Source organism: Vibrio crassostreae 9ZC13 (assembly GCF_000272045.2).
In the GTDB taxonomy this organism is placed as follows: Bacteria; Pseudomonadota; Gammaproteobacteria; order Enterobacterales; family Vibrionaceae; genus Vibrio; species Vibrio crassostreae_C.
This window is the reverse complement of sequence record NZ_AJYZ02000019.1, coordinates 824,505-842,190: the sequence shown is the minus strand read 5'-3', so window position 1 is coordinate 842,190 and position 17,686 is coordinate 824,505. Positions and strand designations below refer to the sequence as shown.

The following is a 17,686-nucleotide window of genomic DNA, read 5'->3' as shown; positions in this document are numbered from 1 at the left end:
AACGTGAAAGCTAACCAACATACTGTCGCTATATATGCTTCAAAAGACAGCAACGATCGGTTCTGAATGGCTAGCAAAATCCTATAACTATTAAGGTGGTGAGCAAAATGGATGCACATCGTTCTACCTACACTGAATCAGCACTACGTGACGCAACGGTCGTCATGGCACCGGAAAGACTGGGTGCTATGCACCAAACACGCATCAGCTTCGTAAGAACTCTGATTCGTAAAATGGCGCAACAGCAATGGAAAGTGACTAAGCATGAGTGGCAACTAGACGCTCGAGGTTTTGGTCATGTTATCTATAAGCTAGAGACGCCAAATCATGTTTATCATTTGGTTGTTTTCTGCGATGAGATTGCAGACGACGAACGAAATGACCGTGTAATTGCTGAAAAGTGGGACGTAACGTTTGCTCTGGTTCTTGGTGATGTTGATGTCACCCTACTTGAGAGACTTCGTGCGAATGTACCGCTACAAGAAGCAGGCCGTAACCCTAACAATGTGCTTGTTTTAGCGCGTGCCAACAAAAGTGTACGAGTGTTTGAACATATTGTTAGTCACTTGGCTAAAGGTGTTCAACCAACGCCAAAAGAGCTAGCGGAAGTTGGCTACATCCTACGAACCACAGCGGTTTATGGTAATGGTAAGTTTGGTATTGCTGACTTTAAAATCTTGGAAAAGAATCCAGATTTTAATCAATCGTTCAGTGCTCAAATGTGTGCTGTTTATATGCTGCGTGAGTTCAGCCTAGATTGGGTTCATTACCTAGCGGAGCAACAAGGCGGTGAACAAGCGATTACCTTGCACAGAGGCTTACAACGCTACCTAGGTGTGGGTAATGCCACAGGTTTAGGTATGGCGCCATATCTGATTAACCACCCAAGTATTGTCGATCAATGGATGACAACCCGTGAGCATGCATTAGCTGACGTGTTAGCTAATCACACGGATACGGCATTGATTGAGCCCCTACGTACATTAGTTAAAAAAGCGATTTGTCATTTAGAACAAGTTGTTACCATCAATGAAAATCAGCAAGAGTTGAACAAAACCGCTGTTGATGAGTTGAAACACGCAGAACAGTCACTAGAAGCTTCTGTAAACCATTGCGATACATGGGCGCAGTTAGTTGAACAATCTAAGCACATGAGTATGGAAGCCCAAGAAATCCTTATCTCATGCTTGATGGAATTGTACCCAGAATTAGTGGACGCCCATCAAGAGCAAATGAATTGTAGCGAAACACTCTCGCTTCCTAGTGGCAAAAAGATCCAAGACCTATTGGTTGTGTTAGAAGAAAAGTACCGTTGGGCGATCACGACTGACTTTACGAAAGCAGAAAATAACTACTGGTTCTGGTATCGCTCTCAGGACAAAGAAGAGCCAAGGCTCGGTGTTCGAGGCGAGGAACTCGGCGAAGAGCGCGAACTGCCGTTGGATATCGGCCGTCAAGCTTACCGTCTGTACCATGCTTTATTGCAATTCGCGCCAGAGCTTTCATTGGCTGAATTCCTTGTTAAACAACCGCAGCATCGTGCCATTGCGCGCCGTGTGTGGACGTTAGGTAACAAGGCGATGGGCGACATTCAAATGAACGTGCTGCACCAAGACTCGCCACCAATGCATTTGCTGCGTTGTAAGCTAGCGATGTTTGGAGCGACTAAGTTTGACCCTCGCTCAGACCGTTGGGTACGAGTGACGTTTTTCCAAGGTGCACCGTTGCTTGATGAAATTCATCAGGACGAATGGGTGTTCCCAATCTTACCAAGTGAAGCGGAGATCGCTGACTCAAATAAAGTTCCTACACATATCAACGCTCAACATGGAGGTAAATCGTTATGATCGTTTCTCACAATGAACTGGTAGCGGCCGTTAATAAAGCCTTTCTGGGTATGCGTCGTACATGTGGTGAAGCCGATGTGATAGCGAACATGGTGGCAGATTTACAAATGGTTGGCTTGGATGGTGTTCGTCATTTTAACAATGCGAGCAACTTTATGGGGCTAGAAGACGATTGCCCTGTAGACATCCAAGTGACAAGCGACAACACAGTTGAAGTGGACCTGCACAAGGCGAGCTTAGCGTGTCATCTTCCTGTGGTGATGGATTACGCCATTGAAAAAATGGTCGGTAAAAAGACGCTGAAAATCGAGCTAAACAACTGCCATAACCGTTGGTTAGCGTACAGTGAGCTTGTAAAACTGGCAGCGAAAGGCATCGCATGTACCGCACGTTGGGATAATGGCTCAAATCCTAAGAGCACCTTGTATGTGCTTAACCGTGGTTGCGTTGCACCAGAACTGTTTTTATCAGATTTGCCTCTGGCATCGGACGATCATATCCACAATATGACCATCGAGCTTTCCGTCCAGGATTTCGATATCGAACGTTTGTCAGATGGCTACCAAACACACATTGAATCGGAAGCGCTTTTTAAAACTCAAGAGAAGGCGTGGAACGAGGGCATTGAAGTTGACGATGGAGAGTGGGGCGCGTTGAAAGAAACGGCGACGGCTATCCTTGTTGAAAACAGCCAACGTTCAATTCAAGGTGCAGGTGAGCTCGAGGCTTCTTAGCTTTGTTTTATAGAGCTATAAGTTACAGAAGCTCAGTTTATAGATCTTTGGCTTATAGAAACTAAACCTATAAAGCCTGAGCTTGTTCAACCTAAAAACCTCATTTACAACAGATAAAACCAAAGAGCTTAACGTATCCTCACCTCGTTAAGCTCTTTTTATTTGTGTCCCACTTTTGTTCTTCTTCTCAATAGATCACATCTTAAACTCTCTGTTTTGACACAAGTTGTTACGCGTATAAAGCTAATTTGGCGATTTAATGAAGTACCTTCACATTCAGGTTCAACAAACGGTTTCATTTACAAGCTAGTATGCGTATCTTGCTAACTACGGTGCCAAAGGGTGCCATTTTTATTCGTACCAATGACTTTAGAATCAGATAAAAAGGAATGAAGCGTGCAAGCTAACTTTATTGATGGAACCACCCTGTACCGTCAGCACTCTTTCGAGTTGCCACTTGATTATCAAGCCAAAGATGGACAACAGATCCAAGTCTTCGCACGTGAGCTGGTTGATCTCGCTAAAGATGAGCAAGAGCTGCCGTGGTTGATCTACTTTCAAGGCGGCCCAGGTTTTCCTTCTCCACGGGTGAGTGGTCAATCGGGTTGGCTAAAGCGTGCATTACAAAACTACCGTGTTCTGCTTCTAGACCAACGTGGTACTGGCAACAGCACGGTTATCAGCCATGAAACTTTGGCGCATTTGTCTCCAGAACAACAAGTCGAATACTTAACGCATTTCAGAGCGGATAACATCGTTCGTGACGCTGAAGCGATTCGTGAACAGTTTGGTATTAAGCAATGGTCGACGATTGGTCAAAGCTTTGGTGGCTTCTGTACACTGAGCTATTTGTCACTGTTCCCACAGAGCTTGCAGCGTTGTTATGTGACGGGCGGCATTCCTTCTATTGAACGAGAAGCTGACGATGTTTATCGTGCGACTTACAAGCGTGTAGAAGACAAAAACAGAGCTTTCTTTGCTCAGTTCCCACAAGCACAAGCTATGTGTCGCGAGATCTCTGATTACCTGCTCAACAACGATGTGAGACTGCCAAACGGTCAGGTGTTCACAGTTGAACAGTTCCAGCTAATAGGTATTAATCTTGGTGGCGGCGAAGCAAACCTTCCAATGTATTTCACACTGGAGAGTGCGTTTGTTGAAGTGAACGGTAACAGACAGCTGAGCTACAGCTTCCTAAATCAAATGCAGCAAGAGCAGGGTTACTTAACTAACCCAATTTACGCAATCTTGCATGAATCGATTTACTGTCAAGGTACAGCGTCTAACTGGTCTGCACATCGTGTTCGTGAGCAGTACCCACACTTCAACTACCAATCGGGCAGTGAGTTCTGGTTTACTGGTGAAATGGTGTACCCATGGATGTTCGACCAACTTGAAACGCTGAAGCCACTGCGTGAAGCCGCGAACATGTTGGCTGAAAAGTCGGACTGGGGCACTTTGTACAACGCAGAGCAGTTGAGCAAGAATACAGTGCCAATGGCGTGTGCCGTTTACGCCGATGACATGTATGTTGAGTTGGATTACAGCCGTGAAACATTGGCGAACATTCCTAACTCGAAAGCGTGGATCACCAATGAATATGAACACAATGGCTTGCGAGTAGACGGCGAAAGGATTGTCGATAAATTGATGACGATGGTTGAAGCGTTAGAAAATCTGCCAAAGTAATCAAGCTATTTGCACTAGAAACAAGATGCGTTAGAAGCTTTCTACTTTAGAAACTATCTACGTTAGAAATACGATACGCCAGAAACAAGAAAACGCTGCACCCATGCAGCGTTTTTTTATGTCATCGAACTATTCGATTTAAGGAACTAGGAGGGGTAGCCCTTGAAGCCATTAAGGTTGGATGACGATATCTTGATTTTCAGTGGTCGATAAGCTGGCGCGGTTTTGTTCGATAAGCTGAGCCGCATAAGAGGGAGTCACAGCTTGAATTTCGCCTTTTGAACGAATCGTTAATGCTTCCCACGCATGATCACGGTATTTGCCTGTCTGTGTATATTCAATAAGTACTCTCATGATTCTTCCATCCGATGTGTGGTTAACGTGCTACTAACATTAGCGCCATTTTTGTGGTTACACACCTGTTAAAAATGGAACATAAGATTAACCAAATGAGAATGCGTGTAACTTGAAAAACAGACCCAACTGCACTTATCTTCTTAACCGTATTTATCGCAACTAACAGCATTTATCGTAACCAACCTTACTTATCGTAAATAGCGTCCATAAAAAAACGCTGCACAATGGCAGCGTTAAAGTTGAGATAGGTTGAAGATTGCTTAGCTGTTTTCTAAGCCAACAATCTTGCGTGCAGACATCACTGCACTATCCAAATCGGTCAATCTACCAGCACTTGCTGGACCAAGAACTGATGAATACAAAGCCAACTGCTTCTCAAATGATAAATCTAATTGGTTATATAGATTTTGGCGGATTTGAGCGTGTTGCTGAGGCTTTGCGCTCGACAGGCCTTCCAACGTATCGTAGATGAGTGTAGTTGTATCCATAACTGTCCTTAGTACATCTTTAGAAAATTTTGCATATTATGCACTTGGTGTCATCTTTGTTCTGCGAGATTGATCGCATTATGTGCAGCTCTGCTTAATTGTGTAATCAGTTAGTTACAATTGTGTTGTACGGCAAAGTATCGAAAACTTGGGTTTGGGCAAAAGAAAAGGAGACACAGTGGTCTCCTTTTGGCTTGTTAGGCAAACATAAAAGTTACGTGCTGTTCGCTGCTTGTTGGGCCAATCGGCTACGCACAGCTACAGCGCCTATCGTATGTTAATGTTCTTATCTCGATTTTCGTACATTTCAGGCGTGGTGTGTAATCCACCTGCATAGCCTGCTGCTTCAAGTGTTTCTCTTACCTCTCGAACATGCTCAGCCGTGACCGGTTCATTTCTGTCGCCAAGGTTTAAACGCACAAACGTGATTAACTCAGCTAAGCGTTGATCCGACAGTACATCCTCAAAACTTGCCATTGGCATGAAATTTCTGTCTTTGTCGAGATAGGTGGGTTGCAAGCCGCGCACCGTTACCGCAATGGTATTGAATGGGTCGCTGTGCATGATAATACCGTTGTTCAACAGAGTAGGGGCGATTGGATCGCGACCTTTACCATCGTCACCATGACAGGCCCCACAGGTTTGACGATACGTGGTGTAGATTTCACTGGCATACGCAGCTTCATCAAACCCTTTAGGCTGTAACTGAACGGCATCACTGGCAATGGTGTTGTTGATGTCCCCACTGAGTAGGTAATAGGACATCGACTCAATATCTTCACGCGTCATCAAGCTTAGGCTGTTTTTCACTACATCAGCCATACCCGCAAAAGCGGTGCCTTTGTCTGAATGTCCTGTGTGTAAAAAGTCTGTGAGTGTTGCTTCATCCCAACCATCGATATAGAGCTCATTGGCTGTAATATCAGGCGCGTTCCAACCGTCGATCAAGTTACCTTGGAAAATACGTTCTGGTATCAGTGCTTGGGCAATATTTCGAGGTGTATGGCACTCCGAACAGTGACCAAGTCCTGCGACCCAATATTTGCCTTGTTGCCACTTATCGACATTCTCAATTTCTCCTTTGAGTTCCTCTGGCACTTCATAATCAATAGGGTCGGTATCCATGAATACGATGTTCCAGCCAAGCAAACCTAAGCGAATATTGGATGGAAACATCATGCTGTTGTCATCATTGCGTCGCGGCACGGCGGTGATTGACTGCATGTATTCCCATAAATCCACCATGTCTTGGTCGGTGAGGTATTGATAGGAGGTGTAAGGCATTGCAGGGTACAGGTAACCATTCTTGCCTTTACCTGCGACTAACGCCGCTCGGAAATCATCGAAGTCATAAGTCCCAATACCTTCGGTAGTGTGTGGCGTTATGTTGGTTGAATACACGGTGCCGAAGGGGGTGACAAAGGGTAGGCCGCCAGCAAAGGGTTCGCCACCTTCTGCACTATGACAAGCCACACAGTCACCGGCATAAGCGAGATATTCTCCGCGCTCAACAGATGATGCTTTCAAACTCGCGAGCCGTTGTTGCTCTACGTCACCAGCGTGTCGGATATAAGCCCCAAGCGCGAGTATCTCGTTCTCACTGAGCTGCTCATCAAACGCAGGCATTAGGTTGTTCAAACCGTAATTGATGGTGTGCTGAATCTCTTCAATACTCCCTCCGTGAAGCCAGATATCATCGGAAAGATCAGGTACGCCAATCGCTGGGTTAGCGACAGCACCATCGGCATGACAAGACGAACAGTATTGGACGAACAAGGTTTTACCGAGCTCTACTTTAATCTCCGGCACATCGGTATGACGTTGGTTGAGAGACGCTAGATAGTAGGAGACTTTTGCCACCTCGTCTGGGCGCATGATTTCACTCCAACCCGGCATCGCTCCATTTCGCCCTTTGGCAATCGAATGGATCACAGCTTCATCACTGCCGCCGTATAACCATTCTTGGTCGATAAGATTAGGGAAGTGTTTCTGACCTTGTGCATTATCTCGGTGACAAGCGGCACAGTGAGTTTGGAATAGAATCCTACCGCTGTTCACGATCTCTGGGACAGCAGCTAATCCCTCTAACGTGGTTTCGCTGGTTTGTGCAAATTGCTCATTGAGAGTGGTGGATGGTGAACTGAGCTTATCGTCGCTTTGTTCCCAATCGACTAAGCCTTCCCATTCTCCAAGCCCGGGGTAGAGCACCAAATAACCCGCAGACAAAAGAAATGCCACTGCATAACTGATAAATAACAGCTTAGGTGGAGGCGCATCTTTCTCTTCAATACCATCAAAGGTGCCAATGGTGTGGTCGTGATCGGCCTTGTGATTGCTATGCCAGTATTTAACGACAACAGATACCATCAGAACAAAGAATATTAAGGTTAAGAGTACCGCCCATAGATTCCAGAATGTGCTCATTGTGATACCTCCTGTGACGTATCTTTACCCAGGCTTTGTAAATAGCGAATCAGAGCTTCACCTTTGGTTTTGCCTCTCACTTGCAAACGGGCATCACCAATTTCTTGATCGGTATAAGGCACACCTAAGGTACGTAACACTTCCATTTTGGCGCTAATATCATCGCCAGTCAGAGTCTGCTCAAATAGCCACGGGTAAGAGGGCATGATCGAGGTCGGTACGACTTTTCGAGGGTCAATTAAGTGAATAGCATGCCATTGGTCAGAATACTTTCTACCTAAGTTAGTGAGGTCAGGACCAGTACGTTTAGAGCCCCACAAGTTAGGAAACTCATAGATATCGTCTGCTTCTTGGTTCGGGCGACCATTACGCTTCACTTCTGGCTCTAGAGGGCGAACCATTTGTGTGTGACAAACATGGCAGCCTTCACTGATGTATATGTCTCGGCCTGCTAACTCAATCGGTGTGAGAGGCATCGCTAAGCTGCCTTTGGCAATATCATCGCCACGGACAATGCTTGGCACTACCCAGACCAATAAAGAGAAGGAGGCCACGACAACAGTGGTCAAAATTAAAATGACGATTGAATGTGTAAAGTCTTTACTCATCATTTAAGCTCCTTCATTAACAGTGTGTTTAGCATCATTTGTTACGGGCATACGAACCGTTTTGTACAAGTTGAAAGCCATTAAGAACAATCCAAGTACAAACAGCGCGCCACCAAAGAAACGCATGAATAGCCAAGGTGCTTTAAAGTCCATAGCTTCTACAAAACTGTAAATCAGTTCGCCATTTTCATTTTGAGCGAGCCACATATATCCCTCGCCGATGCCTGCGATCCAAAGTGCTATTGCATAGACGGCGACGCCAGCATGAGCAAGCCAAAAGTGCCATTTAATCAGTCGTCGTGACCATAGATCGGTTTGGCCCCATAAGCGTGGAATGAAGTAGTAAAAAACCGCTATCCCTGACATCCCAACCCATCCGAGAGCCGCGGAATGTACGTGCCCGATGATCCATTCGGTGTTGTGTGCCACCATGTTGAACCAGCGAATAGCGAGTAGCGGACCTTCGAATGTTGCCAAGCAGTAGTAAAGAATCGCTGAGAAAAAGAATAAAAGAATGTAGTCGGACTTCAGCTTTTCTTTATTTTGTAGGAGGGTCATTGCGCTATTGAACGCGCCTGCCCAAGAAGGGAGCCACAGGATCAAAGACATAACGATGCCGATGTTCTGAATCCAGATGGGAACAGAAGAATAAACCAAATGGTGCGTTCCGGCCCACGTGTAAAAGCCGACCAAGCCCCAGAAATGGATCACAGACAAACGGTACGAGTAGATAGGTCGATCCGCCGCTTTGGGTATGAAATAGTAGTTCATACCAATCACACCAGCGGTCAGCAAGAAACCGACGGCATTATGTCCCCACCACCATTGAACAATCGCATCTTGAGCGCCTGCAAACACAGAGTAGGACTTCATCGCCAACACAGGCATCGCGAGGTTGTTCACGATGAAAATCATTGCAACGACGATAATGAATGCAGCAAAGAACCAGTTAGCCACAAAGATATGGCTGACCTTTCGTTTAGCAAGGGTGCCAAAGAACAACACCGCGTACAGCACCCAAACCAACACAATCATCAAGTCGATTGGCCATTCAAGCTCCGCATACTCTTTTGAGGTAGTGTGGCCTGCGGGTAAGGAAATGACCGCAAGTAACAGGATGAATTGCCAGCCCCAAAATACCATCCATGAAAGGCTTTTGTTGAACAAGTCACAATGGCCTGTTCGCTGGGCAATGTACAAAGACGTCCCCATCAAGATATTCACGACGAAGCCGTAAATTACTCCAGAGGTATGTAGCGGACGCAGTCGACCAAATTGGAAATACTGAGAATCAAAGTTTAAGACTGGCCAATATAATTGCGCGGCGAGAATCACGCCGATGATCATACCTACAATCGCCCACACTAAGGATGCAATGAGGAAGTACTTCACGACCTTAATGCTGTATTGCGTTGTCACTTGTTCCATAACAAGGCTCCTTGCCTAGAGGTTTGAATCGCTGACTTAATTTGAATCGCTGAGCGAGCCTGCTTCGTTGCCGAGCACAGAATAGAAATAGGAAATGTCACGGATGTCTTGGTCTGAGAGCGTGTCGGCTTGTTGTTGCATGAGAATCGCTAAGCCACTGGTTCTTTCTCGAGTCTGGTAATCTTTCAATGAAGAGATGAGATAACCCACTTTTTGACCGCGAAGGTTCGGGTAGGGATCTTGTGTTGAGATGCCATCAGCGCCATGACAGGTCATACACACTTTAGCTTTTTGTTTACCTAATTCGAATTGTTCTTGATTAACTTCAGCAGAAACAGGAAACATGACCAGCGTCATTACTAGGGTAGAAAGTGTCGCCATGGGGTTAAATTTTTTTATATTCAAACTCATTCTCGATTCCCTTGATTATGAAATGAGTAAGCTTTCTAAGATCAATACACGAGATCAACTGGTGAAGTAGAAACGACTGGAACTCGTTATTAAGTCTCTTAAAGCTGCTTACGTTCGATTAAAGGTTATGCAGCAACCAGCATTCTCGCTACTGACTTACTCATATTTATTGTTAATTTTGTTGTTTCATACGTATTCATAGGGCTTATTGGTTTACTTACGCAGAGTAAAATACGAGTTTTTGTTACTAGACGGTTGAGAAGGAATACGTCAAGCGGGTAGGGAGAGCTGAACGAGAGCGGTGATGGAAGAGACAGAGAAACGGCGAAGTTATTGAAAAACAGCGAGGTGTAGGGGCATTAGGGATAAAGCGATACCAATCAATCTGAGTGGTATCGGTACAAGTTAAATGGTCAATTTATACTAGACTCAAATTAGTGACCTTTTTAAATGGAGTTTAGAATGAGAACTGTATTCTTGTTGATGCTTTGGCTTTGCTCGTTTTCGATTTTTGCAGCCTCAGAGTTAACGGTTTTCGACCACTCCGGGCAAAAGCATGGTTTTAGTAGAGAGCAACTCCTGTCACTTCCTCAAAAAGAAATTACTACCACCTTGCCTTGGGTCGAGGGTCTGACCGTTTATAGTGGTGTGACGTTACAAACGGTGCTTGAAAATATGGATCTACCGATATCATCACAAGTCACTTTCGTAGCATTGAATGACTATAAAATTGCGGTGCCCAAAGAAGATTTTGATACCTATGAACCCATCATTGCGATTAAAAAGAATGGTGAGTTTATGTCTGTGAGAGAAAAAGGCCCGTTTTGGTTGATTTACCCACTCTCTGCGAATCCTGAGACTAATACCCCTGATTTCCATGCCAAGATGATTTGGCAGATTCGTGATATTCACCTGTAGAGGCTAATTATGAAGAAGCTGTTGTCTATGGCTGCAATCAAAGTCGTTGTTTTGTCTTTGGCCGTGGTTGTTCTATCCGTCAATATCTACAGCGTTACTCGAATTAATGACATCAACAAGAGCTTTTCTAATCGCCAAAATGAGGCAACATGGTTTGTTTTCCAATTGGTAAAGGAATACGCGAATTTCTTGATGGTGAGCCGTTCGGATAATCTCAATTACGACGATTTGTGGTTAGCCTATGATATTACGTGGAGCCGCTTTGATATTCTGATCAACAGTACCGAATCTTCTAACTTCATTAAATCTGCCAACTTCAAACCTTATTTCACCGGAGAGTTTGAGAAATTTAAGTCGCTAGAATCCTCAATTAAGTTGGTGAATCAAGGCGCTTTGCCTAAGGAATCACTGCAGAAGAAAATTGATATTTGTTACAACACGCTGGTCGAATTTATTAACGAAAAGTTTCGACTTCAAAGCCCGGTTATTGAAGAAAACACCACAATGGTCGACAAGTTGGTGATGATGCATCAGATAAGCAGCGTATTTCTGGTGTTGCTACTGCTTGTGACAGGAGCGATTTTTTACGTCGACTTTGCCATCAAACGAAAACTTCATTCTACCGACTTCATTACTGGCTTTCGCAATCGAGTCTCGCTCATGCAGTTTGTTAAGAACAGCTATCCAACAAACGGTAATTTCGACCTTTACTTTGTAAGAATCAGAAACCTTAGTGAGATAAACCAAAAGTATGGACTTGAATATGGAGACTTGGTGGTGAGTTCAGCTGCTAAGTCCCTGACGGCAAAGGTACCGGAAAGTACTATCTCGTTTCGTAGTAGTGGCAGTCAGTTTCTATTCTTCATTCCTGAGCAATTGTACACAAGTGATGAGATACAGGAAAAATTCAATGACGTGCTTAAGGATTATATCTCTGCGGGGAATTTAGAATTGATGATTGACGCTGTAGTCAGGCATAAGAAGAACATCAGCTCTAAAGATATGATGGAGCTACTAACGACAATGCAGAGTTAATCCCCGCATCAGCGATAAGTTAGATCATTAGGTTTTGTTGACTGTACGCTCACCATTCTCCCGCTTCACTATCATGGCTTTTGCCATTCTTTATTTGCCTCCTCATTCAATGTGCAGCCAATAGAGAGCTCCTGCTCTGATGAAGATAGTTCTACTACTAGTTATAGCTATAGTGGCTTTCCGCGCTTGAATAGGAAGAGAGGCTTTGAGGTTTAGGTTTAGGTTTAAGGTTACTGCTTTTGAGTGAGTGCAACGATTCGCTCGTTAGATCTCGAACTGCTAACAGACTGCGGGTTTAAAATTGCTTGCGGGTTATGGTTTCGAACAAACTCGATGAATTCCAGATAAGTGAGTGGCTGACTGAAGAAGTAGCCTTGTATTAGGTCACAGTTGGCTTTTCTGAGGTAATGATACTGTTCTATCGACTCAACACCTTCTCCGACGACTAGCGTGTCACAAGAGTGGCCTAAGTTAACCATAGATTCGACCATCTTGCGGTCGGCCTTGTCGTCTACCATGTTATCGATAAAGCTCTTATCAATTTTGAGCTCATCCACAGGGTAGTGGAGAAGTTGGTTAAACGCTGTGTAGCCCGTACCAAAATCGTCAAGGGAAACCTTTAAACCTAAGCTTCTGAGGCTCTCGATTGTCTGGACTGTAAGCTTGGTACTTTTCACATAACTGGTTTCGGTTATTTCTATAATAATATTGCCAGGTGGCACTTTATAACGTTCGAGTACTTTACGGATGTTGTCGGCAAAATTACGGTTGTAGAGCTCCATCGCCGAGATATTAATCGACAGAGTGCCATTGTACTTATGAAGTTCTGAAAGCTCTTTATAGCTTTTGATAGCGGTGCTAATGACCCACATATCGAGCCTTGCAATAAGGTTACTCTTTTCTGCAACTGGGATAAATTCTTCAGGGCCTGCATCGATATCAAATAAGGCACGGCAACGAATCAGGCACTCTGCGCCATCTATCTGAAGTGTCTTGGCGTTAAAAATAGGCATAAAGCGAAGTTCAAAGTTGTCACTTTCGCAGCATTCTAAGAGTCTTTTCTCTACAACGTCATGGCGTTCCAAGGTATGTAACAACTCTTCGCCATAAACAATACGACTTTCGCCATCACTATGAGACTTCGCATTAGCTAACATTTCATCGATGCATCGGTGCCAAATCTCATCGAACTTTGGCGTGTCGAGCGGTAAAACACCTGTTGCGAGTGATAATCGAAACCCATAGTAGTCAAGGAAGGTGGTGCCGGTCAGCGTATTGTTGATGTTCTCAATTTCTTCGTTTATCACTTGGTTCTTACCCATCTCCAAGATCGCGATAAACTGATTCCCTCCCAGTCTGGCTAAAGAGTAATCACTGCAACTAAAGCCCAAAGAGGCTTGTTGGTTTTGTAGTGTCTCTTTCAGTGCTTTAGCTAAGCTTATCAGTACATTATCACCAACTTTTGCCCCGTAGAGATCGTTAATTTTACGAAAATCGATGATGTCCCAACAAACCACATAGCAGTGTGGGCTCATCGAGCTTTTTAGTCGTACATCAAGGTGTCTGATGAAAGAGCGTCGGTTAGCTAGCTTGGTGAGTTGGTCGAATTCGGCTTCGAACTTCAACTCTGTTAATGAGTCTATGTACGCGTTCTTTAAACCATCAACTTCACTTTGCCCTGATGAGCGTTTGAAGTATCTAAGTTTGAGCCCGCCGATCGATATCTCTTGCAGTAAGTCTTTAAGCGGGCGCACGAGTTGGTAACGTACCACTAAATGTACGATCAACATGATCGTAAAGAGAGTACCAAAGCCACCTAACAAGGTTTGTTTAGCGATGATGGCTTTCTCATGGTTGAACTTTTTTTCTCGAATATTTACTTGCGCGATGAGATGTCGGCTGGTCATCTGCACATTGATATTATCTTGGGTTTGCTCAATTGATTTGATAACGAATTGGGTATTTTCAATGTTGGCAGCGTCTGAGGATGGCTCGATTAAGAACTGAATATTGTCATCGTCATTGTATTTGATTAGCAGGCTAGAGAGTTGCATCAGAGGCCCGTCAGCAATCAAGATGTAGCGATTTAAACTGTTACTTGCACGTTTGTCTTGAGGAAGGAGGTAAGGGTCAATTGCTGCAACATACGAGTATCTGAGCTCTCCACTGATCGAGATATAAGAGAAGCCTTCGTAGGAGAGTTCATTTTTGCTGATTAACGAGGTGTATATATCGAAGACTCTTTCGTAAATCTTGTCAGGGATCTTTAGCCCCTCGAAAGGATCGGCTCTGAGAGTCGAAAGCGTTAATTTGAACTTAGGGTCCACGATATAAACATTGCGTTGCCCAAATTGATTGACGTGATTCTGGCTTAATACTCGGAGTACTCGTTTTTCCAATAGCGATAGAGTCGTGTAGTCGCCAGGATTTTGAATGTAGCGGAGGAACTGCAACGAAGAACCGATATCTTTAACTAGTAAGGACAAGCCGAGCTGCTCGTATTCCGCCGCGACTAAAGCGGTGTTCACATCAGATTGCACCTTGTCCAAATACATGTGCTTAGCATGATTTGATGCGAAGTTGTACATCACGATTCCTGCTATCAGGAGCACAAATGTCAGCGTTGGTAAAAGTACAAAATAGAGCTTCTTCAATACTGGCATGAGTTATCTCAAACTGTCGACAATACGATTGCGAATTTGAATGCTACTCGGTTCTAACGGCTGATAAAGGTAGCTGCGATCTAATACTTCTTTATTCGGGAAAAGCTCGGGATCGTTTTGATACTCCTGAGAAGTGAGTGCTTTTGCTTTTGAACTTGGCGTTGCAAACCATGAATCCATTGCGTTTTGAGCGGCGATTTCGGGTTGCGATAAGAAGGAGAGAATCGTGGTTGCCTGTGGAGATCGCTCTCCGTTGTTAATTGCAGCCATACACTCTAACCATAAGGTTGTTCCTTCTAGAGGCACTGTGTAGGCCCAAGATGCCTCAGGTTCGGCATCATTAAGCACATAGCTGTCACCTGAGTATCCGTAGGCGAGGTCGATGTTGGCTAAGTGTTCGGGATGACGAATATAATCGACAACGTATTCATTACTTTCAAGGTGAGGCTTCTGTGCTTGTAGCGTTTTGTAAGCGACTCGAAGTTCTTGTTCGTTGTTGGTAAACGGCTCAAATTGATTCATCAGAAGCGCAGCACTCACCAAATCCGTAGGCTCATAATACATGCTGATTCGGCCGCTGGTTTTGGTTTCAGGGTCTAGAAGAGCGCCCCAAGACTTGGGAGTCTCAACTTTTCCGCTTCGGTATAAGATGCCGGATGTCCCCCAAGCGTAGGGGATCCCATATTCGCCACACCCATCCACCCATCTTGAGTCAAAGTTGCTTGAAAGGGATTGCTGCAAGTCGCTCAGGTTGTGGAATAAGTTCTGTTTAGCCAGCGCTTTCAGTTTCATACTTTCAATGACAACCAATTCAAACGCACCTCGTCGTTCACTCAATAGCACTTCATCACGAATGGACTCGTCAGAAAAATATTGCTGCTTTAGTGAGATGCCGTAGGTATCACTCAACTGGGTAACGACGCTGTCAGATAAAAATTCATCCCAATTGTAGAGATAAATATCATGCTGCTGGCCAAATACAGGGCTAGCCAAAAAGGATGTTGACGCAAGTATTGATACGCAAAACGCTTTCACTGACGGATTCCCTTTCGTACGTGATAACTAAATCGTAGCCCAAAATTTGCGACATGATTCAAATTTAGGCACTTAATTTAACTTCAACTTCATGCATTTCATGCAAATAGCAACTTGCTACTCCTACTTGATACCGAACCTTTATCGTGTGAGGCAAGGATGACTCCGTCGTATCGTATTCAACACAAGTACGTATTCCAGTTTATTGTCCGTGAATGGATTATTTAAATTAATATTCATCATAATATTCATTCTTACAAGTTATTATGCAAATATTAAGCATTAAATAATGATGCGGTGATTACCTTTTTCGGGTTTTCGCTCGTATTAATCGTCGTTATTCCTTTGTTTTGCCATCGCGATTTACTCTTATGTTCAATGTTCTTTTATCCCTAAAAACACTTCTATAACGTTTTGTTTATCATTTGTTTCGTTTCTCAATAAGTATCGATAAAGTTGTTGCTAAAGACTTGTAGCACAAGGTGATTGTGCTTATTGTGGGCAGCAATATCTAGGTTATGTCCCAACGAGCCATGATTGCCGGTTTGGGAAATGTTGTGCATTTAGGAGCCATTGTGGATTTAGAGATATACCAAGTAGATTCGTTTACAACTCAAGCGTTTAAAGGGAACCCTGCCGGGGTCTGTATCTCCAAAGAGCCGTTGGATGAGTCGTTAATGTTTTCAATCGCTGAAGAGATGGCGGTATCTGAAACGGCTTTTCTCGCGCTTAACACTATGACGCTTAAATGGTTCACTCCCGAAGTCGAAGTGAAGCTGTGTGGACATGGCACACTGGCAACGGTTCATGTGATGAAAGAACAAGGACTGCTTGAGACAGGTGATAAGGTCGTGTTTAACACCTTATCTGGGGAATTATCTGCCGCCGTTTGTGAATCGTCTATCGAGCTTAATTTTCCTAGTACACAGCTATCATTGCGTTCTGAACCCAACCTCACGCTGCTTGAACACCTAGGTTTAGATCCGCATCAAGTAGTTTCATTCAGAGAATTTGACTCTAAGCAGTTAATCGAAGTTTCCAACGAACAAGTGTTATTGGAGCTTTCACCAAACTTTGATGCGTTAAAAGGTATTCAAGGGCGAGGTGTAGTGGTGACAGCATTGGCAGCAAATACGGAACTTGATTTTGTTTCTCGCTACTTTGCACCTTGGGTTGGGGTTAATGAAGATCCTGTGACTGGCTCGGTACATTGCGCATTGACGCAACACTGGGCAGAAAAGCTCAACAAAAGCAGTTTCAGTGCTTATCAGGCGTCTCGTCGTGGTGGCTATATGTCGACTGAATTATTGGCTAATGGGCGAATAAAGTTAATCGGCTCTGCGACCACTGTGATTAGTGGTGTGTTGAAGCTTTAGATTTTTATAGAAGCTTTAGAGCGCTGTTTGCTCTGTTTTGTTGTAACCGCCTAGTATGTTTTATTCGATTATTCACCGTGAAAGAAGCGGCTAGGGCGGAATGTTATTATTGAAGGAATCACCGTGTCTGCCTTTTATCTTTCCCAAGTATTAGTCGCGATAGCCATTTGTTTTGATCTTCTGTCATTCCAATTCAAGGAAAGGAAGAAAATCGTCACTTGTCTGTTCTTTGCTGGCGTTCTTATTTCGAGTCACTTTATCCTTCTTGAACAATGGACAGCGGCGAGCTTAATGACGATTGCCACGATTCGCTATTTGACGAGCGTATTTTCTACCTCGTCTAAGTTTAAATATTTGTTTTCTTCGATGTCGGTGGTCGCAACCGCAGTGACTTACTCAGGGCTGACCAGCATATTGAGTTGCTTTGCCTCCGTATTTCAGACCTTTGCAGCCTTCAATAAAGATGACCGTCGATTAAGAGAATTGATGATCATCGGAACCAGCTTTTGGTTGGTTCACAATTATTTAGTTGGTTCGCCAACAGCGGTTGTTATGGAGGCGCTGTTTATCTCCAGTAACTTGGTGGGCTATTACCGTTTTTACTTCAAAAAGAGTGCCGCTGCTTAGGTTTACAGTACAGCTAAGGCCCAAGTTGTTAATCAATTCAATGCTA

General features: G+C 44.2%; 14 protein-coding genes and 1 pseudogene. 7 read left to right on the top strand and 8 right to left on the bottom strand.

Features of this window, described 5'->3' with window-relative positions; genetic code table 11:
* Positions 1–34: 34 nt before the first annotated feature.
* The 3 genes and pseudogenes from A136_RS04965 to A136_RS04955 all read left to right on the top strand — a co-directional run bounded on the left by A136_RS04965 (position 35) and on the right by A136_RS04955 (position 4,270).
* Positions 35–1,847: pseudogene (locus tag A136_RS04965) on the top strand (hypothetical protein).
* Positions 1,844–2,581: a DUF3726 domain-containing protein gene (locus A136_RS04960; protein WP_017064722.1), complete on the top strand. Its 738-nt coding sequence runs from the start codon at positions 1,844–1,846 to the stop codon at positions 2,579–2,581. The pseudogene A136_RS04965 and the gene A136_RS04960 overlap by 4 nt, the downstream one beginning before the upstream one ends.
* 396 nt (positions 2,582–2,977) lie before the next feature.
* The gene (locus tag A136_RS04955) at positions 2,978–4,270 is read left to right on the top strand and encodes an alpha/beta fold hydrolase (protein ID WP_017064721.1); all 1,293 of its coding nucleotides are present in this window, start codon (positions 2,978–2,980) and stop codon (positions 4,268–4,270) included.
* Between the two features lie 171 nt (positions 4,271–4,441).
* Here A136_RS04955 and A136_RS04950 read toward each other — a convergent pair whose 3' ends face one another.
* From A136_RS04950 to A136_RS04925, 6 genes are all read right to left on the bottom strand, one after another.
* Positions 4,442–4,624 carry a hypothetical protein gene (locus A136_RS04950; protein WP_004730424.1) on the bottom strand — a complete coding sequence of 61 codons (183 nt, stop codon included), beginning with the start codon at positions 4,622–4,624 and terminating at the stop codon, positions 4,442–4,444.
* A 263-nt stretch (positions 4,625–4,887) separates the two neighbouring features.
* Positions 4,888–5,115, bottom strand: coding sequence for a PAS factor family protein (locus A136_RS04945; protein ID WP_004730426.1), 228 nt, complete (start codon positions 5,113–5,115; stop codon positions 4,888–4,890).
* 267 nt (positions 5,116–5,382) lie between these two features.
* Positions 5,383–7,539 carry a cytochrome c gene (locus tag A136_RS04940; protein ID WP_017064720.1) on the bottom strand — a complete coding sequence of 719 codons (2,157 nt, stop codon included), beginning with the start codon at positions 7,537–7,539 and terminating at the stop codon, positions 5,383–5,385.
* Positions 7,536–8,150 carry a cbb3-type cytochrome c oxidase subunit II gene (locus tag A136_RS04935; RefSeq protein WP_017064719.1) on the bottom strand — a complete coding sequence of 205 codons (615 nt, stop codon included), beginning with the start codon at positions 8,148–8,150 and terminating at the stop codon, positions 7,536–7,538. The genes A136_RS04940 and A136_RS04935 overlap by 4 nt, the downstream gene beginning before the upstream one ends.
* On the bottom strand, positions 8,151–9,575 hold the full coding sequence (ccoN, locus tag A136_RS04930) for a cytochrome-c oxidase, cbb3-type subunit I (protein ID WP_017064718.1): 1,425 nt from the start codon (positions 9,573–9,575) through the stop codon (positions 8,151–8,153).
* Positions 9,576–9,611: 36 nt separating this feature from the next.
* A complete protein-coding gene (locus A136_RS04925) occupies positions 9,612–9,986 on the bottom strand; it encodes a c-type cytochrome (protein ID WP_029235248.1) in 375 nt (124 codons plus the stop codon).
* Positions 9,987–10,448: 462 nt separating this feature from the next.
* On the opposite strand from A136_RS04925, the gene A136_RS04920 reads away from it, so the two are divergent.
* Both A136_RS04920 and A136_RS04915 read left to right on the top strand, forming a co-directional pair.
* Positions 10,449–10,904 carry a hypothetical protein gene (locus A136_RS04920; RefSeq protein WP_017064717.1) on the top strand — a complete coding sequence of 152 codons (456 nt, stop codon included), beginning with the start codon at positions 10,449–10,451 and terminating at the stop codon, positions 10,902–10,904.
* 9 nt (positions 10,905–10,913) lie between these two features.
* Positions 10,914–11,939, top strand: coding sequence for a GGDEF domain-containing protein (locus tag A136_RS04915; protein WP_017060027.1), 1,026 nt, complete (start codon positions 10,914–10,916; stop codon positions 11,937–11,939).
* A gap of 230 nt (positions 11,940–12,169) precedes the next feature.
* On the opposite strand, the gene A136_RS04910 is transcribed toward A136_RS04915, so the two are convergent.
* Both A136_RS04910 and A136_RS04905 read right to left on the bottom strand, forming a co-directional pair.
* Positions 12,170–14,602 carry a putative bifunctional diguanylate cyclase/phosphodiesterase gene (locus tag A136_RS04910; RefSeq protein ID WP_029235247.1) on the bottom strand — a complete coding sequence of 811 codons (2,433 nt, stop codon included), beginning with the start codon at positions 14,600–14,602 and terminating at the stop codon, positions 12,170–12,172.
* Between the two features lie 3 nt (positions 14,603–14,605).
* A complete protein-coding gene (locus A136_RS04905; RefSeq protein WP_017060025.1) occupies positions 14,606–15,637 on the bottom strand; it encodes an ABC transporter substrate-binding protein in 1,032 nt (343 codons plus the stop codon).
* Positions 15,638–16,212: 575 nt separating this feature from the next.
* Here A136_RS04905 and A136_RS04900 point away from each other — a divergent pair.
* Both A136_RS04900 and A136_RS04895 read left to right on the top strand, forming a co-directional pair.
* A complete protein-coding gene (locus tag A136_RS04900) occupies positions 16,213–17,013 on the top strand; it encodes a PhzF family phenazine biosynthesis protein (protein WP_017064715.1) in 801 nt (266 codons plus the stop codon).
* Positions 17,014–17,136: 123 nt separating this feature from the next.
* Positions 17,137–17,640: a YgjV family protein gene (locus A136_RS04895; RefSeq protein ID WP_017064714.1), complete on the top strand. Its 504-nt coding sequence runs from the start codon at positions 17,137–17,139 to the stop codon at positions 17,638–17,640.
* Positions 17,641–17,686: the final 46 nt, after the last annotated feature.

Bases quoted from the DNA above. Each gene is read 5' to 3' on its own strand.
- A136_RS04925 (WP_029235248.1), bottom strand. From the start codon at position 9,986: ATGAGTTTGAATATAAAAAAATTTAACCCCATGGCGACACTTTCTACC.
- A136_RS04960 (WP_017064722.1), top strand. From the start codon at position 1,844: ATGATCGTTTCTCACAATGAACTGGTAGCGGCCGTTAATAAAGCCTTT.
- A136_RS04950 (WP_004730424.1), bottom strand. From the start codon at position 4,624: ATGAGAGTACTTATTGAATATACACAGACAGGCAAATACCGTGATCAT.
- A136_RS04910 (WP_029235247.1), bottom strand. From the start codon at position 14,602: ATGCCAGTATTGAAGAAGCTCTATTTTGTACTTTTACCAACGCTGACA.
- A136_RS04935 (WP_017064719.1), bottom strand. From the start codon at position 8,150: ATGATGAGTAAAGACTTTACACATTCAATCGTCATTTTAATTTTGACC.
- A136_RS04945 (WP_004730426.1), bottom strand. From the start codon at position 5,115: ATGGATACAACTACACTCATCTACGATACGTTGGAAGGCCTGTCGAGC.
- A136_RS04940 (WP_017064720.1), bottom strand. From the start codon at position 7,539: ATGAGCACATTCTGGAATCTATGGGCGGTACTCTTAACCTTAATATTC.
- A136_RS04920 (WP_017064717.1), top strand. From the start codon at position 10,449: ATGAGAACTGTATTCTTGTTGATGCTTTGGCTTTGCTCGTTTTCGATT.
- ccoN (WP_017064718.1), bottom strand. From the start codon at position 9,575: ATGGAACAAGTGACAACGCAATACAGCATTAAGGTCGTGAAGTACTTC.
- A136_RS04915 (WP_017060027.1), top strand. From the start codon at position 10,914: ATGAAGAAGCTGTTGTCTATGGCTGCAATCAAAGTCGTTGTTTTGTCT.